The 24,134-nt window shown below is 33.8% G+C and carries 24 protein-coding genes and 1 tRNA gene; 11 read left to right on the top strand and 14 right to left on the bottom strand.

Going from position 1 to position 24,134, the window contains the following annotated elements; translation table 11 throughout:
• The first annotated feature begins 13 nt into the window (after nucleotides 1-13).
• Nucleotides 14-868: a rhomboid family intramembrane serine protease gene (locus tag BP92_RS0103890; RefSeq protein ID WP_026724844.1), complete on the top strand. Its 855-nt coding sequence runs from the start codon at nucleotides 14-16 to the stop codon at nucleotides 866-868.
• Nucleotides 869-1,912 (top strand): endonuclease/exonuclease/phosphatase family protein, encoded by a 1,044-nt coding sequence (locus tag BP92_RS0103885; RefSeq protein ID WP_026724843.1) that lies wholly within the window; start codon nucleotides 869-871, stop codon nucleotides 1,910-1,912.
• A 2-nt stretch (nucleotides 1,913-1,914) separates the two neighbouring features.
• On the opposite strand, the gene BP92_RS0103880 is transcribed toward BP92_RS0103885, so the two are convergent.
• The 8 genes from BP92_RS0103880 to BP92_RS0103845 all read right to left on the bottom strand — a co-directional run bounded on the left by BP92_RS0103880 (nucleotide 1,915) and on the right by BP92_RS0103845 (nucleotide 9,015).
• Nucleotides 1,915-2,526: a WbqC family protein gene (locus BP92_RS0103880; protein WP_026724842.1), complete on the bottom strand. Its 612-nt coding sequence runs from the start codon at nucleotides 2,524-2,526 to the stop codon at nucleotides 1,915-1,917.
• A gap of 33 nt (nucleotides 2,527-2,559) precedes the next feature.
• Nucleotides 2,560-2,928 carry a four helix bundle protein gene (locus BP92_RS0103875; RefSeq protein WP_026724841.1) on the bottom strand — a complete coding sequence of 123 codons (369 nt, stop codon included), beginning with the start codon at nucleotides 2,926-2,928 and terminating at the stop codon, nucleotides 2,560-2,562.
• A 29-nt stretch (nucleotides 2,929-2,957) separates the two neighbouring features.
• A complete protein-coding gene (gene lepB / locus BP92_RS0103870; protein WP_026724840.1) occupies nucleotides 2,958-4,679 on the bottom strand; it encodes a signal peptidase I in 1,722 nt (573 codons plus the stop codon).
• A 36-nt stretch (nucleotides 4,680-4,715) separates the two neighbouring features.
• Nucleotides 4,716-5,450, bottom strand: a complete 735-nt coding sequence (gene dapB, locus BP92_RS0103865) for a 4-hydroxy-tetrahydrodipicolinate reductase (RefSeq protein ID WP_026724839.1) — start codon at nucleotides 5,448-5,450, stop codon at nucleotides 4,716-4,718.
• 44 nt (nucleotides 5,451-5,494) lie between these two features.
• Nucleotides 5,495-6,055, bottom strand: coding sequence for a DUF5683 domain-containing protein (locus tag BP92_RS0103860; protein WP_035692821.1), 561 nt, complete (start codon nucleotides 6,053-6,055; stop codon nucleotides 5,495-5,497).
• Entirely contained in the window at nucleotides 6,055-6,954 is a 900-nt protein-coding gene (locus BP92_RS0103855) for a ParB/RepB/Spo0J family partition protein (RefSeq protein WP_026724837.1), read from the bottom strand. The genes BP92_RS0103860 and BP92_RS0103855 overlap by 1 nt, the downstream gene beginning before the upstream one ends.
• A 9-nt stretch (nucleotides 6,955-6,963) precedes the next feature.
• A complete protein-coding gene (locus tag BP92_RS0103850; RefSeq protein WP_026724836.1) occupies nucleotides 6,964-7,728 on the bottom strand; it encodes a ParA family protein in 765 nt (254 codons plus the stop codon).
• Between the two features lie 159 nt (nucleotides 7,729-7,887).
• The gene (locus BP92_RS0103845) at nucleotides 7,888-9,015 is read right to left on the bottom strand and encodes a methionine aminotransferase (protein ID WP_026724835.1); all 1,128 of its coding nucleotides are present in this window, start codon (nucleotides 9,013-9,015) and stop codon (nucleotides 7,888-7,890) included.
• A gap of 74 nt (nucleotides 9,016-9,089) precedes the next feature.
• Between BP92_RS0103845 and BP92_RS0103840 the strand changes: the two genes are divergently transcribed.
• The 4 genes from BP92_RS0103840 to BP92_RS0103825 all read left to right on the top strand — a co-directional run bounded on the left by BP92_RS0103840 (nucleotide 9,090) and on the right by BP92_RS0103825 (nucleotide 12,594).
• Entirely contained in the window at nucleotides 9,090-9,662 is a 573-nt protein-coding gene (locus tag BP92_RS0103840) for a hypothetical protein (RefSeq protein ID WP_245598361.1), read from the top strand.
• Nucleotides 9,663-9,993: 331 nt separating this feature from the next.
• Nucleotides 9,994-11,385 (top strand): RtcB family protein, encoded by a 1,392-nt coding sequence (locus tag BP92_RS0103835; protein WP_026724833.1) that lies wholly within the window; start codon nucleotides 9,994-9,996, stop codon nucleotides 11,383-11,385.
• A gap of 1 nt (nucleotide 11,386) precedes the next feature.
• Nucleotides 11,387-12,067, top strand: a complete 681-nt coding sequence (gene prfH / locus BP92_RS0103830) for a peptide chain release factor H (RefSeq protein ID WP_026724832.1) — start codon at nucleotides 11,387-11,389, stop codon at nucleotides 12,065-12,067.
• Nucleotides 12,064-12,594: a tetratricopeptide repeat protein gene (locus BP92_RS0103825; protein WP_026724831.1), complete on the top strand. Its 531-nt coding sequence runs from the start codon at nucleotides 12,064-12,066 to the stop codon at nucleotides 12,592-12,594. Before prfH ends, BP92_RS0103825 begins: the two co-directional genes overlap by 4 nt.
• Before the next feature lie 51 nt (nucleotides 12,595-12,645).
• Here the strand turns inward: BP92_RS0103825 and scpA are convergent, their stop codons facing one another.
• Genes scpA through udk form a run of 4 tightly spaced genes read right to left on the bottom strand, consistent with a single transcriptional unit; the run spans nucleotide 12,646 to nucleotide 17,124 of the window.
• On the bottom strand, nucleotides 12,646-14,772 hold the full coding sequence (gene scpA / locus BP92_RS0103820; RefSeq protein WP_026724830.1) for a methylmalonyl-CoA mutase: 2,127 nt from the start codon (nucleotides 14,770-14,772) through the stop codon (nucleotides 12,646-12,648).
• Nucleotides 14,772-16,151 (bottom strand): methylmalonyl-CoA mutase subunit beta, encoded by a 1,380-nt coding sequence (locus BP92_RS0103815; RefSeq protein ID WP_026724829.1) that lies wholly within the window; start codon nucleotides 16,149-16,151, stop codon nucleotides 14,772-14,774. Before BP92_RS0103815 ends, scpA begins: the two co-directional genes overlap by 1 nt.
• Nucleotides 16,152-16,162: 11 nt before the next feature.
• A complete protein-coding gene (locus BP92_RS15755) occupies nucleotides 16,163-16,516 on the bottom strand; it encodes an FtsB family cell division protein (RefSeq protein WP_051604380.1) in 354 nt (117 codons plus the stop codon).
• Nucleotides 16,516-17,124, bottom strand: a complete 609-nt coding sequence (gene udk, locus BP92_RS0103805) for a uridine kinase (protein WP_026724827.1) — start codon at nucleotides 17,122-17,124, stop codon at nucleotides 16,516-16,518. Before udk ends, BP92_RS15755 begins: the two co-directional genes overlap by 1 nt.
• A gap of 191 nt (nucleotides 17,125-17,315) precedes the next feature.
• On the opposite strand from udk, the gene BP92_RS0103800 reads away from it, so the two are divergent.
• Nucleotides 17,316-17,390, top strand: a tRNA-Pro gene (locus tag BP92_RS0103800).
• A gap of 133 nt (nucleotides 17,391-17,523) precedes the next feature.
• Nucleotides 17,524-18,471 carry a thioredoxin-disulfide reductase gene (gene trxB, locus BP92_RS0103795; protein WP_026724826.1) on the top strand — a complete coding sequence of 316 codons (948 nt, stop codon included), beginning with the start codon at nucleotides 17,524-17,526 and terminating at the stop codon, nucleotides 18,469-18,471.
• A gap of 67 nt (nucleotides 18,472-18,538) precedes the next feature.
• On the opposite strand, the gene BP92_RS0103790 is transcribed toward trxB, so the two are convergent.
• Together BP92_RS0103790 and BP92_RS0103785 are read right to left on the bottom strand one after the other, a co-directional pair.
• Nucleotides 18,539-19,987 (bottom strand): glyceraldehyde-3-phosphate dehydrogenase, encoded by a 1,449-nt coding sequence (locus tag BP92_RS0103790; RefSeq protein ID WP_026724825.1) that lies wholly within the window; start codon nucleotides 19,985-19,987, stop codon nucleotides 18,539-18,541.
• Between the two features lie 123 nt (nucleotides 19,988-20,110).
• Nucleotides 20,111-21,493, bottom strand: coding sequence for a Do family serine endopeptidase (locus BP92_RS0103785; RefSeq protein WP_026724824.1), 1,383 nt, complete (start codon nucleotides 21,491-21,493; stop codon nucleotides 20,111-20,113).
• A gap of 125 nt (nucleotides 21,494-21,618) precedes the next feature.
• Here BP92_RS0103785 and dapF point away from each other — a divergent pair, with 125 nt between their 5' ends.
• From dapF to mltG, 3 genes are read left to right on the top strand one after another with little or no spacing between them, the layout of a single operon-like run.
• Nucleotides 21,619-22,407 carry a diaminopimelate epimerase gene (gene dapF / locus BP92_RS0103780; protein ID WP_026724823.1) on the top strand — a complete coding sequence of 263 codons (789 nt, stop codon included), beginning with the start codon at nucleotides 21,619-21,621 and terminating at the stop codon, nucleotides 22,405-22,407.
• 20 nt (nucleotides 22,408-22,427) lie between these two features.
• Complete coding sequence (locus tag BP92_RS0103775; protein WP_026724822.1) at nucleotides 22,428-22,958, top strand: GNAT family N-acetyltransferase; 531 nt, start codon at nucleotides 22,428-22,430, stop codon at nucleotides 22,956-22,958.
• An 11-nt stretch (nucleotides 22,959-22,969) separates the two neighbouring features.
• Nucleotides 22,970-24,010, top strand: a complete 1,041-nt coding sequence (gene mltG, locus BP92_RS0103770) for an endolytic transglycosylase MltG (protein ID WP_026724821.1) — start codon at nucleotides 22,970-22,972, stop codon at nucleotides 24,008-24,010.
• Nucleotides 24,011-24,134 lie beyond the last annotated feature (124 nt).

The following is a 24,134-nucleotide window of genomic DNA, read 5'->3' as shown; positions in this document are numbered from 1 at the left end:
ATAGAGAAAAGAAATGAACATTCTAGACGATTTAAAACTACAATACAATACCGGAGGCATGGTGCAAAAGTTAATCTTTTGGAACATCGGTTGCTTCTTGTTGTCGCTAGTGTTTTTTTACAGTTTTTCTGTTGTGAAATTTCAAATTCCAACATGGATTGCTTTATCGTCTGATTTTGGGACTTTTATTCGTACTCCATGGACATTAATCACGTTTAATTTCTTTCATGCTGGATTTTTGCATTTGATTTTTAATCTGATGGTGCTCCATTTTTCGGGAAGATTGTTTTCAACTTATTTTACCGATAAACAATTGCTTGGTGTTTACGTTTTAGGCGGCATTTTTTCTGGAATTGCTTTTGTGCTTTCGTTCATAATCATTGGAAAATCAGGTTTGTTAGTTGGGGCTAGCGGAGCTATTATGGCTATTCTACTAAGTGCTACAACTTATGCTCCTTTTATGTTATTGCGTATTCCTTTGATTGGAATTGTAAAACTTTGGCATGTTACTTTTGTAATTTTATTAGTTGATTTAATTCAATTGCCATTAGATAATACAGGTGGACATATTGCGCATTTAGGAGGTGCACTTTTTGGATTTATTTACATTAAGTTGTTACAATCAGGAATCGATTTAAGTAAAGGTATTTCAATGATTTTAGACTTTTTTGCTAATCTTTTCAAACCGAAAAAGAAAACCCCATTTAAAAAAGTACATCGCAATACAACAAAAAAAGTAGTAAATTCGTTTACAGAGAAAGATATCACACAGAAACAAATCGATGATATTTTAGATAAAATTAGTAAATCGGGTTATGATAGTCTAACTAAAGAGGAAAAAGAGTTTCTCTTCAAAGCTGGAAAATAAATGCAGAAACAGTCATGGTTAAGTAGAATAATGTTCTTTTTTAATATAGTCCTCGCTGTATTGACTTTTCTTGCTTATTCGTTACCTTTTTTAGCTCCAAAAGCCTTTCCTTTTTTGAGTGTTTTGTCGCTTATTTTGCCTTTGTTTTTAATATTGAATTTTTTCTTTTTTGTGTATTGGCTGTTGCAATTAAAGCGTTACATGTTACTATCGGGATTGGTTTTGCTTTTAGGAATAACGTTTATTAATCGTTTTTATAAATTTTCGGAAACGAATTTACCTAAAGAAGAGAACGATTTTACTTTGATGAGTTACAACGTACGTCTTTTTAATTTATACGAATGGCTTCCGCAAAATGATGTTCCTGAGCAAATTTCTAAGTTAATTGAGGAACAGAAACCAGATATTTTGTGTTTACAAGAATTTTCTCCGAGTGATCGAGTTAATACCAAAATGTTTCCATTTAGTTATGTCAAGTTATACGGTGGAAAGAATAAATATGGTCAAGCTATTTATTCAAAATATAAAATTATTGATGAAGGAGAAATTGAATTTCCAAATTCAAGTAACAACGTAATTTTCGCTGATATTGTCAAAGAAAAAGATACAATTCGTGTTTATAGCATGCACTTGCAATCGATAAAAATAAGTACCGATATTCATGAAAAAATAGACGAAGCAAAATCAAAATTTATTTTCAAACGTTTAAGCGAAGCTTTTACATTACAACAGCACCAAGCGGAACTAATTAAGTTGCACTTTGAAGGTTGTAATTTTTCTAAAATTGTATGTGGCGATTTGAATAATAGTGCTTTTTCTTATGTATATCGTACTATAAAAGGCGATATGAAAGACGTTTTTGAACAAGCAGGAACTGGTTTTGGTAAATCATACAATTACAAATACTATCCAGCCCGAATTGATTACATTTTTGTGGAAAACAATATTGAAGTTAAACAATTTACATCAATAGATACTTTTTTGCAAAGCGATCATTTTCCTCAAATTACACGTTTAAAAATTGTAAATGAAGAAGATAAGTAGAGTTATAATTGTTGATTTTTCAAATAATCAACGGCATATCTTCCTTCGTTAAATAATAAATCCAAAATACTCAAATTATTGATAAAACCATGTTTTTCATTAAATACCTGAGTGTATTCTTGTAACTGAGTGGTGTCTTTTTTTCCATTTACTAAAGGTCTGAAATCAATATAATCAGAAACTTCGTGGAAGAATTCTGTAGTCTTTTCTGGTTGTATATTAATTCCCAAAGAATCGTTTACCAATTGAAAAATTTCCAAATTCAAATCCATTAAAAACTCATGTTTTTTCTCGAATAATGGACGGAAATCATCTTCAAAATATTCAAAGAAAGGCGAAGTTCTATATGCTGCTTCTAAGGATTTAAAGTGATTTTTTTGCCATCCAAAATCGTTTTCAATGCGGACATCTTTATATTTTTGGTGCTTGTCTTTTGAATGTTTGATTGGGATATTCAACATTTGAACTCCATTTGGACTATAAATGTACATCCTATTTCTATTAGTTTGTTTTTGAAAATTATCTTCCATTTCAAACGTAACTGAATCCGCTTGAAGCATTGCTACATAATGACTAATCGATGGAAAATAAGTTGGATGTATTAGGATGTTCATTTGAAATGTTAAATTGTTTAATCGTTGAATTGTTTAGTTTTTATCTTTTAAGATATAGTTTCTTAAGGAATTCAATTTATTAGTAATGCTATTTATTTGATTCCTACAATTTGAATAATTGGTTTCACTAATATATTCTAATTCATAAGATAGTATTAATTGGTTTAATACTTCCATCGTTGAACTGTAAGACATAGAAATGAAATGGGCTTTGTCTTTATCTGAAATTCTTGAAGTTCCTTCAGCTATATTTGAGCAAATTGATACAGAAGCTCTTCTTAATTGAGAAACAAGTCCAAATTTTTCACTATCAGGAAAAGACAGAGTTAAGTTATAGATTGATTTTGTCAATTCTTTTGACTCAATCCAAACGTCTAATTTCTCAAATGAAAATTTATGCATTTCTTTTAAACAATTAAACGGTTTAACAATTAAACATTATTCTCTTCTTTCTTTTTCTTCTTTTTTCTGAAATAATCAAAACCGAAGTAAGCTGCTAAAGCAATTAAGAAATATTGGAAATACGATTTTGGTTGGCCATCACCACTAACAGTAGTGAATAATCTATCCCAACGGATGCTCCAGTTTTTAATTCCATCGTTAATACCATCAATACTCATCCAAATGAAAATAGGTTTTCCAACGATATGGTCAGCAGGAACAAATCCCCAATAACGAGAGTCTAACGAATTGTGACGGTTATCTCCCATCATCCAATAGTAATCTTGTTTAAAAGTATATGATGTTGCAATTTGACCGTTAATACGAATTTCATCTCCGTTTACTTTTAAGTCGTTTCCTTCGTACTCGCCAATTATCTTTTTATAAAGCGGTAAATTTTCTTTATTTAAAGTAACCGTTTTTCCGGCTTCTGGAATATAAATTGGACCCATATTGTCTCGGTTCCAATTGTTTTTTAAAGATGGTTTTCCGTCTTGAATATCAGTAAAAATTCCATCTTCAGCTGTTTTACTAATTTGACGTTTTACCGAACTAATTCTACTATCTGATTTAAGTTGTTCATATTTTTCAGCTGTTAAGTTTCCATAAAAATAACTTGGAGAAATCATCAAACCTAATTTGTTGTAAATATCTTGGTCAATTTGGCCTGTTACTGCGGTAGTTAAAGTGTCTCTCGATATTTCTTCAAATGCATATCTATTAATTAACTCATTTTTTAGTTCAGGTTTATCCCAAATTTCATTTTTAATTTCAAATAGTGGATAACCTTCGGTAATTTGATAGAAATTTTTTATTTCATCCACATTTATATTATTTGTTTTAATCAAATAAAAATACTGTGGTTTTGCTCTTTCAGGAAGAATCGATTCTTTTCCGTTAATAAAAATGATGCCATCTCTAATTTCTATTTTATCACCAGGAATAGCGGTGCAACGTTTTACGTAGTTGGTTTTTTTATCGATAGGTTTGTCATATCTTTTATCGGCCGCTTTGTACATGTGAAACAAAGTATCTGCAGGCCAGTTAAACACCACAATATCATTACGCTCAATTTTTTGTAATGCAGGAAAACGGAAATATGGTAATGAAGGTTTTGCTAAATATGATTTTGTTTTAATAATTGGTAAAGTATCATGAACCATTGGTGCAGCAATAGGCGTCATTGGAGTTCTGGCTCCGTAATGGAATTTACTCACAAATAAAAAGTCACCAACTAATAACGATTTTTCTAATGATGGGGTTGGAATTGTGTACGGTTGAATGAAATACGTGTGAACTAAAGTTGCTACCACAACAGCAAACGATAATGAACCTAATGTATCCATAGTTTTGTTAGGTGCTTTTAAATCACGATTAGCATGATAAGTTGTTTCTTGCGTGTAATTTACATAAGCGATGTAAAATCCTAAGGTAACCACACCTAAAACCATGTCTAAGGTTGATTTTTTACCAAATGTTCTCAAGGTTTCAATCCAAATAATTGGAAATAAAAACAAGTTAATAACGGGAATAAAAAGCAATAAAATCCACCATTTCGGGCGGTTGATGATTTGCATTAATACAATTCCGTTATATACCGGAACAAATGCTTCCCATGCTTTTCTACCTGCTTTTACGTATAATTTCCAAGTTCCAATTCCGTGAATTATTTGAACTAATAAGATAAATACTAACCAACCTGATATTTCCATTTTTAATATCGTTTACTTGTTAAATTGTATAATTGTTTATTTTGAGGTTAAACCCAAAACATCTTTCATCGTGAAAACACCTTTTTTACCTACCAACCATTCAGCAGCAACTACAGCTCCTAAGGCAAAACCTTCTCTGCTGTGTGCCGTGTGCTTGATTTCGATTTGGTCCACTTCGCTGTCATAAAAAATACTGTGGGTTCCAGGTACGTTTTCAATACGTTTTGCTTCAATGTGAATTTGCTTCGCCTGTTCGCTATTGCTCGAGTCATTACTAATTGGAGTTTCTAATGTCCAATTGGCATAATCGGTATGTTTGATAACTCCTTCGGCTAATGTAATTGCTGTTCCGCTTGGTGCATCTAATTTTTGAGTGTGATGAATTTCTTCCATTGAAACTTTGTATTGTTTCAAGTTGGCCATCATTTTGGCTAAATATTCGTTCAATTCAAAAAACACGTTTACACCTAAACTAAAATTAGAAGCATAAATAAAACTTCCATTTTTTTCTTCACACAATTGAACCATTTTCGGATAATCGGCTAACCAACCTGTAGTTCCTGAAATTACGGGAATTCCATTATTTAAACATTCTGAAATATTTCCTACGGCACTATCAGGAACACTAAAGTCTATAGCAACATCGGCATTTAGTAAACCTTCAAATGTATTATCGTGATCTTTTTTTAATACGATTTCATGTCCTCGTTCTAAAGCTATTCTTTCGATAACTTTTCCCATTTTTCCGTATCCTAAAAGTGCAATTTTCATAGTAGTTAGTAGTTGTATTAATCGAACTGTTACCTAATATTTTGTTAAAAACTATAAGTAAGCGTCATTCCATAGTTGAATTGATAATCAATTTGATTTTGATTCATATCGGGTTTTAAAGACAAATTATCGTTGACATTAAACTGCATAAGATGTGCGTCAATATTAGCGTCAACGATATTTAAAATGTAAATTCCAGCAGTAATTAAAGCAGATAAATCTCTATTTCTTTGATGAAATTTTTGTCCACGAATTAATCTGTCGTTATCTAATCCACCATAAATAGGATGATTAGGATCTGAAGTTCCATCTAATCTCCTTTTGTATTCATCCCTAAATCCTTGGTATTTTTTCTGATTCCAAGTGTAAGAATAAATTCCGACACCTAATCCAATATAAACAATAGGAACTTTCCAATATTTTTTGTTGTAAGCTTGTCCAAGTCCAGGAACTAAAGCCGAATAAAAAGCCGCCCTAGCAGGACGATTAGGGTCAATAACAGCTTTCACTGTATCTTGCGTTTTTAACGTCATTTCCTCTTGCGCTCTTCCTTTAAAACTTAGAAAAAGACAAGTCAAAATAAATATGTAGTGCAACTTTCTCACTAAGAGTTGATTAATTTTAAAATGCGATTAAAGTCTTCTTCAGAATGGAAAGGAATCGTAATTTTTCCTTTTCCGTTTCCTGCTACTTTTACATCTACTTTTGTTCCGAAATAGTTAGCAAAAGCTTTTTTCTCTTCTTCGTTGATGTCAAATGAATTTCCTTTTGCAGGTTTAGCTGTTTTTGGTTTTAAACTATCTTGGTAATTTTTAACCAAAGCCTCTGTTTCTCTAACCGAAAGATTTTGAGTAACGACTTTATGATAAATATCGCTTTGAATATCTTGGTTGTCAATATTAATCAACGCTCTTCCGTGTCCCATTGAAATAAAACCGTCACGCATTCCTGTTTGAATGATTGGATCTAATTTCAACAAACGTAAATAATTGGTAATTGTTGAACGTTTTTTACCAACGCGCTCACTCAATTCTTCTTGGGTTAAATTGATTTCTTCGATTAATCTTTGATACGAAATGGCAACCTCAATAGGATCTAAATCATGACGTTGGATGTTTTCCACCAAAGCCATAACTAACGATTCATTATCATTAGCCAAACGGATGTAAGCTGGAATCGTTTTTAATCCGATTAATTTAGAAGCACGCAAACGACGTTCTCCAGAAATTAATTGGTAGTTGTTGAAATCTAATTTTCTAACGGTAATCGGTTGAATTACGCCTAATTCTTTAATGGATTTGGCTAATTCTTGTAACGTTTCTTCGTTAAAATTCGTTCTCGGTTGAAACGGATTAATTTCAATCGATTCGACATCTAATTCAATAATATTTCCTACAACTTTATCTGCGTTTTTGTCCTCAACCGATTTAATATCGTTTTCCGGATCTTTCAGTAAAGCCGATAATCCTCTTCCTAAGGCTTGTTTTTTAACCGCTTTTGTCATCTTACTATATTATTGATTTTTCTTAATAATTTCTTCAGCTAAGTTCAAATAATTAGTTGCTCCTTTACTTGTAGCGTCATAATTAATGATACTTTCTCCAAAACTTGGAGCTTCGCTCAACTTAATATTTCTCTGAATTACCGTTTCAAAAACCATGTCGTTAAAGTGTTTTTGAACTTCTTCCACAACTTGGTTCGATAAACGCAAACGAGAATCGTACATAGTTAACAATAATCCTTCAATATCTAAATTCGGATTGTGGATTTTTTGCACACTTTTAATCGTGTTCAATAATTTTCCTAAACCTTCTAAGGCAAAGTACTCACACTGAATAGGAATAACCACACTATCAGCAGCAGTTAAAGCATTCAAGGTTAATAATCCTAACGAAGGCGCACAATCGATTAAAATATAATCGTATTTATCTTTTACGCTTTCCAATGCTGTTTTTAGCATGTACTCGCGATTTTCTTTGTCAACTAATTCAATTTCGATAGCCACCAAGTCAATATGAGCTGGAATCACCGAAACGTTTGGTGCCGAACAAGAAACGGTTGCTTCTTCTGGAGTAGCGCTATGTTCTAGAACTTGGTACGAACCAATTTCTACACTTTCTACATCGATTCCTAAGCCCGAACTCGCATTAGCTTGTGGGTCAGCATCGATTAAAAGTACTTTTTTTTCTAAAACACCAAGAGAAGCTGCTAAGTTAACAGATGTAGTTGTTTTTCCTACACCACCTTTTTGATTGGCAATTGCAATGATTTTACCCATTTGATTATTGAAAATTTTAAGCCGTAAAAATACAATTATTTATGGTTTTTTCAAGGCAATTTTGTTAACAATGGGTTAAAGTGTTATTTGGCTGAATGTTAGCTTGTTTTTTTGTTTTAAAATGACTTAAAACTTCAAAATGAAACCAATTTGAAGGATTTAAATTTGATTTAGTTTTTCAGCCGCCGCCATCAAAGTTTCATCGGTTTTCGCAAAACAAAAGCGAAGCATGTGTCTATCGGTATTATCATTATAAAAAACCGAAATCGGAATCGAAGCCACGCCATGATTTACGATTAATTCCTTAGCAAAATCCACATCATTTTTTTCTGAAATTTGATTGTAATTCACCACTTGAAAATAGGTTCCATCGCAAGGCATTAACTCAAAACGACTGTTTTTGATTAGACTTTGAAATAAATCGCGTTTGCGTTGGTACATTTTGGAAACTTCACTAAAATCAACCACATCTAAGTATTCCGAAATCGCATGTTGCGAAAAACTATTCACACTAAACACCAAAAATTGATGCACTTTCTTCATTTCGAACATTAGATGTTCAGGTGCAATTAAATAACCCACTTTCCAGCCCGTAACATGCAACGATTTTCCAAAAGAAGAAGCAATTATGGTTCGTTCGACTAATTTCGGACGTGTATTAAACGAAATATGCGGTTGCGAAAATGTAATGTACTCGTACACTTCGTCTCCTAAAATAAGAATTTGAGGATGTTTTTCTAAAATGGTTTCTAAAGCTTCAAAGTCTTGTTCGGTCCAAATTCTTCCCGTAGGATTGTGTGGATTATTGATGACAATCATTTTTGTTTTAGCTGAAATCGCACTTTCAATTCGGTTGAAATTGGGCGTGTAATCATCGTTTAATGAAACACGAACAGGTTTTCCACCGGCAACTAAAACCGAAGGTTCGTAACTGTCATAACTTGGATCTAAAATCAACACTTCATCACCATGATTTAGAAACGTGTTAATCGTTGTAAAAACGCCTTGTGTAGCGCCAGCAGTAATTAGCATTTCGGTTGCTGTATTGACTTTTCTATCGTATTGTTTTAAAGTCTGATTCGCAATTTTTTCCAATAACGAAGGCAAACCCGCCATTGGCGTATATTGGTGAATGTTTTCTCTAATAATGCGTTCCGAAATTTGCAATAAACGTTCGTCTTCAGGGAAATTCGGAAATCCTTGCGATAAATTAATAGCGCCGTGTTGGTTCGCTAATTGCGACATTACGGAAAATATACTGGTGGTGATGTTAGGTAGTTTTGACATGAAACAAAAATATAAAAAATATACATGCTCTAATTTCTTCAAATTACTTTATTTTGTGATTTAATTCTGAGATTTTGAAGATAGTTATCCTAACACCGATGGAAATTGAGCGAGAAAAAGTCCTAAACGCTTTAGCTCGAATTCCCAATTTGAATCATACGTACGAAGTAATCGTTTCTGGAATTGGTCGTGAAAGTACGGCTAAGGCGATGATGCAATTGCCACCACACGATATTTGTGTGTTAATGGGTTTTGCTGCTGTAGTTGGAAAAGAAGCCCATTTACCCGATTATTTGCATTTAGGAAAACCTGTCGAAATTACAAATGCCTCGCTATACGGTTACGAGGGCGGTTTATTTGAAAATGGAAAACCCATCATCACCGAAAAGCCAAAACTAAACTTACCTTGTTTGTCGTCTTTAACTTCCGATAAGTTTGTAAGAACAACCGATTTAGCCGAAAAGACGGTTGTCAACATGGAAGATTACACTTTTAAATTTTTGAAAAAACCACAAGATTTTATCGTGCGCATCATCTCCGATTTTTTACCTCACGAAACCGAAATCGACTTTTTTGAAGAAGTGAAAAGTATTGATTTTTTGGAAGGTGTGATGGCGGTGGATGGGCATATTCATAAGAAATTTTAAAATTTATTTGGAATATTCAAAAAATTAACCAAATCTTTGCAACAGAAAATTAATAACCTTTTAAAACGAAGAAAAATGTTTGTATTCAAATCATTACCTCAAAGCAATTCATCAGTAGGAACTGGTGTGGCTCTTCTTCGTGGCTTAACGCAATCATAGATAAAACAACATATATGAAAAAGCCCGAAGACATTTAGTTTCGGGCTTTTTTTTTGTTTATTCTAGAACCTTCAAAAAATTTTCCCGAAACGTATTCAAAATTTTGCAATGTGCTAAGTATACCTATTTGGTTTACTGCGGTTCATTGTTATGAATCATTTTTAAAATTATCATGGGAAATAAACTATCTGGGAAAGACTTAATAAAATTAGGCTTCCCGAAAAATAATGCAATAAATATTGCCTTAGGGCAAATTAATAGATATCGAAAAAGAGAAAAAAAGGAAAGTATTTTAACCGAAGCGAAACAAGTTTTACTTTATCCTGAAAAATTCAAAGGAGATGGAACTTGGGGAAAAGTTGCAGAAGGTTTAATTAATCCAGTTGAAGTAAAATTTAATCAATTGAGAACAACTCGAGCTCCTTTTTCAATTTTTGGAGAAAACGAAATTGATGAACAAGCAAAGTTTCAATTGTACGATGCTTTAAAACTACCAATTTCAGTAAAAGGCGCTTTGATGCCTGATGCACATTCTGGTTATGGATTGCCAATAGGTGGAGTTTTAGCAACTGAAAATGCAGTGATTCCGTATGGAGTTGGAGTTGATATTGGTTGTCGAATGAGCTTATCGATTTTCGATTTTCCAGCCTCTTTTTTCAAAGGGAAAGACCATCAATTACAAGCCATTTTGAAAGACAATACCAAATTTGGTATGAGCGAAACGCATCAAACAAAAGCGGATCACGAAGTGTTTTATCGAGACGAGTTTAAAAATATTCCAATTGTAAAACAGTTATTGGATAAAGCCTACAAACAATTAGGTTCGTCTGGTGGAGGAAATCATTTTGTGGAATTCGGAATTGTAAAATTAGACAATCCGTTACCCGAATGGAAATTGGAAGCTAAAGAATATGTAGCAGTTTTGTCACATAGTGGTTCGCGTGGATTGGGTGCAAATATTGCCAAACATTATACGTATTTGGCAAGTAAACAATGTCCATTACCAAAAAATGTGCAACATTTAGCTTGGTTAGATTTGAATACGCATGACGGTCAAGAATATTGGATGGCTATGAATTTAGCTGGAGATTATGCTAAAGCGTGTCACGAAGATATTCACAGAAGATTGGCTAAAGCATTAGGAAAACGGATTGTAGTAACCATTGAGAATCATCACAATTTTGCATGGAAAGAAATGGTGGATGGAAAAGAATGTATTGTGCACCGAAAAGGAGCAACACCAGCAGCTAAAGGACAATTGGGAATTATTCCAGGTTCAATGACGGCACCAGGATTTATTGTAATGGGTAAAGGAAACGACGATAGTTTGCAATCGGCTTCACATGGAGCAGGTCGTTTGTTTTCGAGAGCAAAATGTAAAGCTACTTTTACGCAAAGTCAGATTAAAAAAGTGTTGGCTGATAATGATGTGACGTTGATTGGAGGAAATATTGATGAGGCTCCAATGGCATACAAGAACATTCATACTGTCATGAATTTACAAACTGAATTAGTAGATGTGTTAGGAACTTTCACACCGAAAATTGTTAGAATGGATCGATAATATGGAAAAGATAATTCAAATTACCTCAGGAAGAGGACCTGCGGAATGTACTTGGGTAGTAGCACAAGTATTGAAAAAAGTGTTGCAAGAATCAGAAACGTTTGGTTTAGAAGCGACTGTCTTGCAACGCGAAGCAGGTTCGGAAAATGGAACGGTAGCTTCGGCTATGGTTCAAATTATAGGAAATGAAGCGGAAGAGTTTGCAGCTTCATGGTTAGGAACCATTCAATGGATTGGGAAAAGTACGTTTAGAAAATTTCATAAGCGAAGCAATTGGTTTATTGGAATCTTTGAAGTGGATACAATTCAATCGGATACTTTTTCTGAAAAGGATATTCAATATCAAGCGATGCGAAGCTCGGGAGCGGGAGGACAGCATGTGAATAAAGTGAGTTCGGCTATTCGGGCAACACATATACCAACAGGAATTAGTGTGGTAAGTATGGATTCTCGTTCGCAACATCAGAACAAGAAATTAGCGACTGAACGTTTGTTACTGAAACTAAATGAAGCCCAATTAAATCTTTTGAAACAACAATTTCAAAGTCAATGGACAAATCAATTAGCAGTAGAACGTGGAAATCCCATTCGAACTTTTGAAGGTTCCGATTTTAAGAAACTCAAAGTAGAAAAGAAATTTAAAGCTGTGCGACAGCAATTAAAAAACGAATTAAAAAAATGAAAAATATAGATAAATATTTGTTTCAAGCTTTGGATAATTATCCGTATTCTTTGGAAGAAACAATTGAATCTTTAGATTATGCCATATCATACGATTCCAAAAATACAACCGCTTTGTGTTTGTATGGAAGAATTCAAACAGAGCAATTGCAAAATTATGAAGAAGCAAAACGTTATTTTCAAGAAGCTCTAGCGATTAATATTGATGCCGTAGCGGTATATCCATATTATATTGAAACCTTACTTTTAAATGAAGATTATGAAGAAGCATCCAAATTGATTGACTTTGCTTTAACTGTAAAAGGAATCAATAAAATGGTAATTCTTCTTAAGAAAGTCCAATTATTAGAGCGTAAATCAGCTATTAAAGATGCTTTAAAATTACTTAAAGAAGTAAGATTAAATACGTTTACGAATGAAACTTACGAAACCGATGAGGTTGAAAAGCGATTAAAGGCAAAAAAAGATCTCTTGAAACCAAAGAAAAAAGAAAAGTCTGAAAAATCAAAAAAGAAAAGTAAGAAATAAAAAAAACCAGCCTAAAAGCTGGTTTTTTGTTTTATGTATATGGGATTAGATTTACTCCTCCAATAAAACTTCCAAAATCGTAATCGCTGCTTCGCTAATTTTAGTTCCAGGACCAAAAACCGCTACAGCTCCGGCGTCGAATAAGAATTGGTAGTCTTGTGCAGGAATTACACCGCCAACAATTACCATAATATCTTCTCTTCCGTATTTTTTTAGTTCTTCAATTACTTGTGGTACTAAAGTTTTGTGTCCCGCTGCTAAAGAAGAAACGCCTAAAATGTGTACATCGTTTTCAACTGCTTGTTTCGCAGCTTCTTGTGGCGTTTGGAATAATGGTCCAATGTCTACGTCAAAACCTACATCGGCATAACCTGTTGCTACTACTTTCGCACCACGATCGTGACCGTCTTGTCCCATTTTCGCAATCATAATACGAGGACGACGACCTTCTTTCTTTGCGAAAGCATCGGCTAACTGTTTTGCTTTTTCAAAACTTTCGTCGTTTTTAATTTCTTTACTATACACGCCGCTAAAACTTCTAATTTGTGCTTTATATCTTCCAAAAACAGTTTCTAAAGCATCACTAATTTCGCCTAATGTAGCTCTGTTTCGTGCTGCTTCTACGGCTAAAGATAGTAAATTTTCACCACCATTTTTAGCGCTTTCGGTTAATTTTGCTAAACATTCGGCAACTTTAGCATTATCGCGAGTGGCTTTAATTTGGTCTAAACGTTCAATTTGTTGTTTGCGCACCATTTGGTTGTCCACATCCAAAATATGTAACGGATCTTCTTTTTCCAAACGGTATTTGTTCACACCCACAATAATATCTTGACTGCTGTCAATACGTGCTTGTTTGCGTGCTGCAGCTTCTTCAATTCGTAGTTTAGGAATACCAGCTTCAATGGCTTTCGTCATTCCGCCAAGAGTTTCTACTTCTTCAATTAAAGCCCAAGCTTTTTCAGCAATTTCTGCTGTTAAACTTTCTACATAATAACTTCCTGCCCAAGGATCCACCGTTTTACAGATTTTGGTTTCTTCTTGTAAAAAGATTTGGGTATTACGAGCAATTCGTGCTGAGAAATCAGTTGGTAAAGCAATAGCTTCGTCTAAAGCGTTTGTGTGTAACGATTGTGTTCCTCCAAATGCTGCTGCAGCTGCTTCAATCGCAGTTCGAGCTACATTGTTAAAAGGATCTTGCTCCGTTAAACTCCAACCCGAAGTTTGGCAATGCGTTCTTAAAGCCAATGATTTTTCGTCTTTTGGGTTGAATTGTTTCAATAGTTTTGCCCAAAGCATACGACCGGCACGCATTTTCGCAATTTCCATAAAATGATTCATTCCAATCGCCCAGAAAAACGAAAGACGAGGAGCGAAAGTGTCAATATCCATTCCAGCTGCTAAACCAGTGCGAATGTATTCCAAACCATCTGCTAAAGTGTATGCTAATTCAATATCAGCAGTGGCTCCCGCTTCTTGCATGTGGTAACCCGAAATTGAAATCGAGTTGAATTTCGGCATATTTTTACTCGTATATTCGAAAATATCCGCAATAATTTTCATCGAAGGTGTTGGTGGATAAATATAGGTATTTCGCACCATGAATTCTTTCAAAATGTCATTCTGAATTGTTCCCGACAATAGGTTAGGAGTAACGCCTTGTTCTTCAGCTGCTACGATGTAGAATGCCATAATAGGCAAAACCGCTCCATTCATCGTCATCGAAACCGACATTTCACCTAATGGAATTTGGTCGAAAAGTACTTTCATATCTTCCACCGAGTCAATCGCAACTCCAGCTTTTCCAACGTCACCAACCACTCGTTCATGATCTGAATCGTAACCTCTATGCGTCGCTAAATCGAAGGCAACTGAAAGTCCTTTTTGTCCAGCCGCTAAGTTTCTTCTGTAAAAAGCATTACTTTCTTCCGCAGTTGAAAATCCCGCATATTGACGGATGGTCCAAGGTCTGCGAACGTACATGGTGGCATATGGTCCGCGTAAATTGGGTGCAAAACCAGCTCCAAAACCAAGATGTTCTAAATCGGAAATATCTTCATTAGAATAGGTTGGTTTGACTTCAATTCCTTCTGCAGTTGTGAAGTGTTGTTTTTCAGAAACTTCTGATTTCTGACTTTTAACTTCTAACTTTAAATGTTGTATATCTTTTCTCATGATTATTGCTCTTGAGATAATCGTTCTTGTTCTAATTTTTCTGCCAAACGTTTTTCGATAATCGGTGTGATTAATGTTTTTCTAGCGTTTTGTTTTACGAAAGGATACAATTCCAAATCGTTTTTCATTTGGTCGTTTTTGTTTGGATATTTGTTAGTTCCCAATAAAACTTCTTTTCCTGAATCGAAAAGTTCTTGTTCTTTTTGTGCGCTTTCGTTGATTTTTCTTTGAATCGTTCCATCAATTAATTGCGAAATCAATCCGCCATTTTTCTCGATATCTTTGAATAATTCTAAAGCTTTTTCAGCTAATTGTTCTGTTAATGTTTCAATGTAATATGCACCATCAGCTGGATTATTCACTTTATCGAAATAACTTTCGTGTTTTAAAACTAACAATTGGTTTCTCGAAATTCTATCGCCAAACTCGTTGTCTTTGTGATAAATCGCATCGTAAGCTAAATTTGCAACCGCATCGGCTCCACCTAAAATAGCCGACATACATTCGGTAGTCGTACGCAACATGTTGACGTTGTAATCGTATAAAGTTTTGTTACGTTTTGTTGGAGTTGCGATGATATGACAATCGAAATTATGATTGTATTCTGATGCTAATGTATTGAATAAAAGGCGTAAGGCTCTTAGTTTTGCTATTTCGAAAAAATAATTTGTTCCAACAGCTACTTCAATCGTAATTACTGTTCTCGACTCCGCTCGAACTGACAAATCAAGTCTGTTGAAATATTCATTTGCTTGTGCTAAAGTGTAAGCCAATTGTTGTACGATATTCGCACCAGCGTTTTGATAAATTCCGCTTGAAATAGTTAAAAATGGAACAGTTGTTTTTGAAGCAATTGTATTTAATTTCTCAAAATCCTTTTCAAGATTTTCAAACCAATTGCCATCTTTTGCTAATTGTCCGATTGGATCATTTTGAATAAAGATGTTGGCTTTACTTTTTGAAGCAAATTCATTGATTTTATTCGAAAGTTCTACAGAAAGAAAAGGTAAATTGAAATAATAATTTACATTTTCTGTCGGAAGGTTTTGCATCAATTCTTCAATTGAAACGGCATCATTTTCTAAAGTAAAACGAACACTTTCTGCTCCTCTTTGTAATGTTTCTAATGCTCGAGTATTCGATTTTTTTACATCGTGAACAAAAATATTTTGAACGATAGTAAAGGGTTTTGTTAGAACAATGGCTTCAAGATTTATTACTGTTTCATCATTATGATAAAACGGTTTTACTTTAATGCCTTCTGGACTTTCCCAAACTAAAGTTTCGTTGTAATCAGCACCTTTTAGTTCGTATTGAATTTGTTGCTTCCATTGTTTAGAAGAAACGGCTTCAAAATCGGAAAATAAATTGTTGTTAGCCACGAATTATGTATTTAATTGTTACTAGTTGTTTTTTCGGCAGCAGCTTTCTTTTCGTCTTCAAATTCGATGATATAGATGTCTTCATTATCGCGTTTCATATAATATTTCTCGCGAGCGTATTTTTCCACACGATCATCGTTTTTCAACTCTTTGATTTTTATACTGTCTTTTTTGATTTCAGTTTTATAATACTGAATATTATCTTCAATTTCCTCAATTTCCTTGTCTAAAACACGATGTTCTAAATAAGAATAATTGTCGAAAAAAAGCATCCAAACAGAAAAAAGAATTAACACCAAAATATAGCGATTCATTACGAACGCTAAAAACGGGTATTTGGCAATTAAATTCTTGATTTTGTTCATTATGCGATTCTTTGATTAATTACGGCGCGCACTACATCGATAGCTACCGTGTTATATTTGTCATTTGGAATAATAATATCAGCAAACGCTTTTGTAGGCTCTATGAATTGCTCGTGCATTGGTTTTAAAGTGGTTTGATAACGATTCAAAACCTCTTCCATATCACGACCACGTTCTGCAATGTCACGTTTTAAACGACGAATTAATCGCTCGTCTGAATCTGCATGAACGTACACTTTAATATCAAACATCTCTCTTAATTCTGGATTAGTCAAAATTAAGATACCTTCCACAATCATTACTTTTCTTGGATGGGTTAGAATTTTGTCGTCAGTTCTGTCATGTGTTACAAAAGAGTAAACTGGTTGTTCAATGGTTTTTCCAGCTTTTAACTCTTTAAGATGCGCTACTAATAATTCAAAATCAATCGCTCTTGGATGATCAAAATTAATTTTGGTACGCTCTTCATAACTCAAATGATGCGTTTCTTTATAGTACGAATCTTGAGAAATAATACCTACTTCAGAAGAAGGTAACTCATTCATAATCTGATGAACAACTGTTGTCTTTCCACTTCCGGTACCACCGGCAATTCCAATAATTAGCATATAAAAGGTTGTCTTGTTTAATTTTAGCAAAAATAGAAATAATATTCTAAGTGTTTTTTGTTTTTAGATAGAAAGTTTATGGAATAAGTGCTAAAAAAATATAGGTTGAAAAGTTGAGAAAATTTATTTTAAAAAAAGAATGGATTTGTTTGGAACAATAGAAATTAGTTCTATATTTGCACTCACAAATTCGGGGTGTAGCGTAGCCCGGTTATCGCGCCTGCTTTGGGAGCAGGAGGCCGCAGGTTCGAATCCTGCCACCCCGACAAAACCTTCTTGAAACTTCAGGAAGGTTTTTTTATTTTAAAAAACTATAGATTTATAGTTAAAACTAATTCAATTTTAAGAAATAATTTTAATTAAAAACTTACATTTGCTATTCTTAAAAGATTAAAAGTTATGTCAGATACAATCGAAAAAGTAAAATGTTTAATTATAGGTTCTGGTCCAGCAGGTTATACTGCAGCAATTTATGCGGCTAGAGCGAATATGAATCCAGTTTTATATCAAGGGCAACAACCAGGAGGTCAGTTAACGACAACGAATGAAGTAGAAAATTTTCCAGGATATCCAGAAGGTGTAACCGGACCTGAAATGATGGTGCAGTTGCAAGAGCAAGCAAAACGTTTTGGTTCTGATATTCGTGATGGTTGGGCTACAAAAGTAGATTTCTCTGGAGCTATTCATAAAGTTTGGATTAATGATACGATTGAAATTCACGCAGAAACGGTAATTATTTCTACTGGAGCTTCTGCTAAATATTTAGGATTAGAATCGGAACAACACTATTTAAAATTAGGTGGTGGTGTTTCAGCTTGTGCGGTATGTGATGGATTTTTCTATAGAAATCAAGAAGTGGTAATCGTTGGAGCAGGAGATAGCGCTTGTGAAGAAGCACATTACTTATCTAAATTATGTAAAAAAGTAACGATGTTAGTACGTAGCGATAAATTTAGAGCTTCTAAAATTATGGCAGAACGTGTTCAAAAAACAGAAAACATCGAAATTTTAATGCACACTGAAACAGAAGAAGTTTTAGGTGACGGACAAGTAGTTACTGGAGTTAAAGTTAAAAACAGAGCTACAGGAGAAACAAAAGAAATTCCAGCAACTGGATTTTTCGTAGCGATTGGTCACAAACCAAACACAGATATTTTTGCGGATTACATTACGTTAGACGAAACAGGTTACATCGTAAATGTACCTGGAAGTTCTAAAACAAATGTAGCAGGTGTTTTTGTTGCAGGTGATGCTGCAGATCATGTATATCGTCAAGCAATTACGGCTGCTGGAACAGGTTGTATGGCAGCTTTAGATGCAGAACGTTATTTATCAGCAAAAGAATAATTTGATTACTGAATAAATAAAAAAGCTCTTAGTGAAAACTAAGAGCTTTTTAAATTTTTGCTATCTACTAATAATAGCTGTATCTTCTAACTTTAGCAATGTATTTCGCTAAACGAATTACTTGGTGACTGTAACCATATTCGTTATCATACCAAACATACATTACAATGTTTTTTCCGTCTCCAGAAACAATCGTTGCGTTACTATCAAAAATAGCAGGAGCTGAAGTTCCTACGATATCCGAAGATACTAATTCGTTGTTTAAAGAGTATTTAATTTGCTCTACAAGATCGCCTTCTAAAGCGTATTTTTTCATAATGTTGTTTACTTCTTCAATAGAAGTGTTTTTTCCAACTTCTAAATTCAATACGACTAATGAACCATTTGGAACTGGTACACGAATTGCATTTGAAGTTAATTTTCCAGCTAATGCAGGTAATGCTTTTGCAACAGCACTTCCAGCACCTGTTTCAGTAATAACCATGTTTAAAGCAGCAGCACGACCTCTACGGTATTTTTTGTGCATGTTGTCTACTAAGTTTTGGTCATTCGTATAGGCGTGAATCGTTTCTAAGTGTCCTTTTACAACTCCTAAAGTATCTTCAACTGCTTTTAAAACTGGAGTAATGGCATTAGTCGTACAAGAAGCTGCTGAGAAAATATTCACTTCGTCTGGGTTGTAATCTTCATGATTTACGCCGTAAACGATATTTGGAACTCCTTTTCCTGGAGCTGTTAATAAAACTTTATCAGCTCCTTTAGAAGATAAATGGCGTTTTAAAGCTTCTTCAGTTGTGAAAGCTCCTGTGTTGTCGATAACTAATGCATCTTCAATTCCGTAAGCAGTATAATCAATTTCTTCTGGAGAATTAGCTGTAATGATGTGAACCGTTGTTCCGTTAATCAATAAAGCATTGTTTTCTGGATCTGCAATAACAGAACCATGAAAGTCACCATGAACTGAATCGTAACGTAATAAAGAAGCTCTTTTCTCTAATAAAACAGCGTCATTTTTATCTCTAGTTACAATCGCTCTTAATCGTAATTGTTGTCCTTTTCCAATTTTAGACATCATTTCACGAGCTAATAAACGACCAATTCTACCAAATCCGTATAAAACGACATCTTTTGGTTTAATTTCTTGGAAATTTTTAGCATTCTTTAATTTGTCGATAACAAATGCTTTAGCATCGTTGTATTTGTCGTCTTCTAAATGATATTCGTAAGTTAATTTTCCAATATCAATTCTTGATGGTGGTAAATCTAAATCAACAATGGCGCTTGCAATTTCAACTGAATCAAAAACGTTGATTGGTTTTCCAACGAAAGCACCAGCATACTCATGTAAGTTGATGATTTCGCTAACGTTTTTGTCGATTAATTGATTGCGGAATAAAACCAATTCGATTGATTTATCATACCATAAATCACTAATGATTTTAATGAATTCTACACCAGCTTTTCTTCTGTCTGCCTGAAAAGCTAATTCTTTTTCGTATAAAGAGATATTGCTCATGAAAATAAATGTGTTGTTTTGTGGTGCAAAAGTATAGATTTCAATCGTTTTCGTAAAATTTTTTTAATAAAAAAACCAGACATTATTTTTGTCTGGTTTTAAAACTTATCGGTTTGGGTTGTTTTACATGATAATGCTATACATTTGACCGTTTCTGGAGATAATTTGGTATCGTGCTTTTTGATTTTCTTTCTTAGCCAAATAGCTGGAAACTGTTTCCATGTCTTTTGCTTTCATTCCATCAATACTAATAATTAAAGCGCCATCTAAAATATCATTGTATTCAGTAAATTCAGGATTGTTCACTTTTTTAATCTTAATACCTTCTTTTACATTGAATTGTTTTTTGTCGGCAGCATCTAAATCTTCAAATTCAATTCCGTTGAATTCGTAATTCAGAATTTCTTTTTTGGTCAACTTAACAGGAAGTGTTCTTTGTTTTCCATCGCGTAAAACACTTACTTGAATAACATCGTTCGGACGTTTTGTATTGATGTAAGCTGATAATTCGGCAAAACCATTGATTTTTTTATCGTCTAATTGTACAATAATATCACCTTTAGTCAATCCAGCTTTTTCAGCGCCTGAATTTTTAGTTACCTTATTAATGTAGAAACCTTGTGTTTCTTTAATTCCTAATTCTTTTGCGTAGTTCGAATTCAATTCGCCACCTTCAACACCTAAAACACCTCTTTGAACATTTCCAAATTGCATTAAATCTTCAATAATTTTTCGAGTCAAATTAGAAGGAACGGCAAACGAATAACCAGCATAACTTCCTGTTGGAGAAGAAATCATGGTGTTAATTCCGACTAATTCTCCACGAGTGTTTACCAAGGCACCACCACTGTTTCCAGGATTCACCGCTGCATCGGTTTGAATGAAAGATTGAATACCGTTGTTAGATAAATTTCTAGCTTTTGCTGAAACAATTCCAGCAGTAACAGTTGAATTCAAGTTATATGGATTTCCAACCGCCAAAACCCATTCACCAACTTTAATCGCATCAGAATCTCCAAAAACTACATAAGGTAATTTTTCATCGGCTTCTACTTTTAAAAGTGCGACATCCATTTTAGAATCGGTTCCAACCAATTTGGCTTTGTATGATTTATTATTGTTAAGTGTAACTTCTAACTCAGTAGCATCTTGAATAACGTGATTGTTCGTTACAATGTAACCATCTTCGGTAATGATAACTCCAGAACCTGTTCCAATTTGCGTTTGTTCTCTTTGTCCTTGATAACCATAGAAAAACTCCATTAATGGATTGCTAGGAACTTTAGAAACGCTCACGTTTTTAACGTGAACTACGGCATGAACCGTGTTTTCGGCAGCAGCTGTAAAATCAATATTTTCTGCTCCTAAATTTACATTTTTAGCATAATTAGGTGATGCAAGGGTAATTTTACTTGCATTATTCGGTTCTAAAAAGAATTTGTAAGCACCTAATGTTACGGCACCACTTAATAAAGAAACCGCGAATAAACTTCCAAATTTTTTCATCTTTTTATAATTTTTGTTCATTCAAAATTATAACAAAAAATATTCCAAAAAATCACTTTAACGCTCGATTAACAATGTTTAACATCTTATTAATAATTCGTACTTTTGTATAAATTAATTACACAATGCAACTTACATTTTATAAATATCAAGGAACAGGAAACGATTTTGTTATGGTTGACAATCGAACAGAATTTTTTCCGAAAAATAACACCAAACTCATAGAGCAATTGTGCGACAGAAGATTTGGTATAGGTGCTGACGGTCTGATACTATTGGAAAGTCATCCCCAATATGATTTTAAAATGATCTACTATAATTCCGATGGTAACGAAAGTTCGATGTGTGGAAATGGCGGAAGATGTTTAGTAGCTTTTGCCAAACAAATGGGCGTTATCGAAAATAAAGCCGAGTTTGAAGCGGTTGATGGTTATCATTACGCAACCGTTGATAACGAAGGAATAGTAGCGCTTCAAATGAAAGATGTTGATACAGTTAATCAACATGAAGATTACACTTTTTTAAATACGGGTTCTCCTCATCATGTGCAATTGGTAGATAATTTAGTAGAATTAGATATTAAGACGGAAGGTGCTAAAATCCGTTATTCTGATTTGTATGGAAAAGCAGGAAGTAATGTCAATTTTGTATATCAATTAACGAATGACATTTTTGCAGTTCGTACGTATGAGCGCGGCGTTGAAGATGAAACTTTGTCTTGTGGAACAGGAGTAACAGCTGTTGCTATTGCTATGCATCAAACAGGTAAAACAAACAACAATATCATAGATTTAAACGTAGAAGGCGGAAAATTAAAAGTACAATTTGATGTAGATAACGGAAAATACACCAACGTTTTCTTAATCGGACCAGCGACATTTGTTTTTGAAGGGAAGGTTGAATTAGATTTTTGAACTTGTAATTGAACTTGTAAATGATAACATTAAAAGGAATTAGCATCTATCTCCGCGCACTAGAACCCGAAGATTTAGAGTTTATCTACAAAATAGAAAACAACGAATCGGTTTGGGAAGTTAGTAACACGCAAACACCTTACAGTCGTTTTTTAATTCGACAGTATTTAGAAAATGCGCATCAAGATATTTATGAAGCCAAACAGTTGCGATTAGCTATTTGCTTAAATGATACATTCGAGGCAGTAGGATTAATTGATTTATTTGATTTTGATCCTAAGAATAATAGAGCAGGTGTTGGGATTGTAATTTCATCAGAAAACAACAGAAATTCAGGAATAGGTTCTGAAGCATTGAAGCTTGTTATCAATTACGCTTTCAATCAATTGCAATTGCATCAATTATATGCAAATATTGGTTCAAAAAATGAAATTAGTATTTCCCTTTTTACTAAATTTGGCTTTCAAAAAATCGGAGTAAAAAAAGATTGGAATAAAATCAACAATCAATACGAAGACGAAATGTTGTATCAATTAATCAATCACATTTAAATAACAACCCCTTGAACGTAAAAAAACTAATTTCAATAATCGCTGTTGCCGGAATCGTAGTTGCAACTGCAGTTGGTGTTTATGTCTATTTCAAAGCTTTTACACCTAATACTCAATTTTCACAAGACGAAGTTTATGTTTACATTCCTTCGAATTCAACTTATGAACAAGTAGTCGAAATTGTAAAACCGCTTGTGAAAGATTTTGAAAAATTTGATTTCGTAGCTACATCAAGAAATTATAGTACTAATGTAAAAGCCGGAAAATTTCTTTTCAAAAAGGACATGACGAGTTTTGATATGGTAAGAAGTTTGCGTTTAAATGTTCCCGTGAAGGTTGCGTTTAACAATCAAGAAACATTAGGAAAGTTAGTGCAACGTTTAGCAACTCAATTAGAACCGGATAGTTTAAAATTAGAAGTAGCGTTTACTAATACGCCATTTTTAGAAGAAAACGGATTAACAGAAGAAACTATCTTGGCACTTTTTATTCCAAATACATACGAGTTCTATTGGAATACACCAGCGGACAAAATTGCTCAAAAATTAGCAAAAGAATACCGTATTTTCTGGAATAATGAGCGTTCAGAAAAAGCTAAAGCGTTAGGATTAACTCCAATTCAAGTGTATACCTTAGCGTCTATTGTACATAAAGAAACAGCTAAAGTAGATGAAAGACCAACAGTAGCTGGTGTTTACTTAAATCGTTTGAAACAAGATATGCCACTTCAGGCTGACCCAACCGTAATCTTTGCAATTAAAAAACGTTCGGGCGATTTTGATCAAGAAATCAAACGAGTTTTCTTTAACGATTTACGAATTAATTCTCCTTATAATACTTATATCAACAAAGGTTTGCCTCCTGGACCAATTGCTATGCCAGATGTTTCGGCTATCGATGCGGTTTTAAATGCTGAAAAGCACGATTATATTTATTTCTGCGCCAATCCAGACAAACCAGGATATCACGCTTTTGCATCAAGCTACGAAGCACACCAAGTGAATGCTAAAAAATATGCAGATTGGGTAACGAAGTTAGGAATTGATCGTTAATTTTTAGAAGCGAATGGCTTGGGCTCTCTTGGTTTCCATATTCCTGCTTTCCGTTGCAATCTTTTATAAAACTTTAGGGTTTTATAAAAGGATTTCCACTACAATCAGGGCTAGTTGGCTATTC

It is taken from the genome of Flavobacterium sasangense DSM 21067, assembly GCF_000686885.1.
Taxonomy (GTDB): domain Bacteria; phylum Bacteroidota; class Bacteroidia; order Flavobacteriales; family Flavobacteriaceae; genus Flavobacterium; species Flavobacterium sasangense.
The sequence above is the reverse complement of the archived record's forward strand: the minus strand, read 5'-3'. Positions and strand labels throughout refer to the sequence as shown.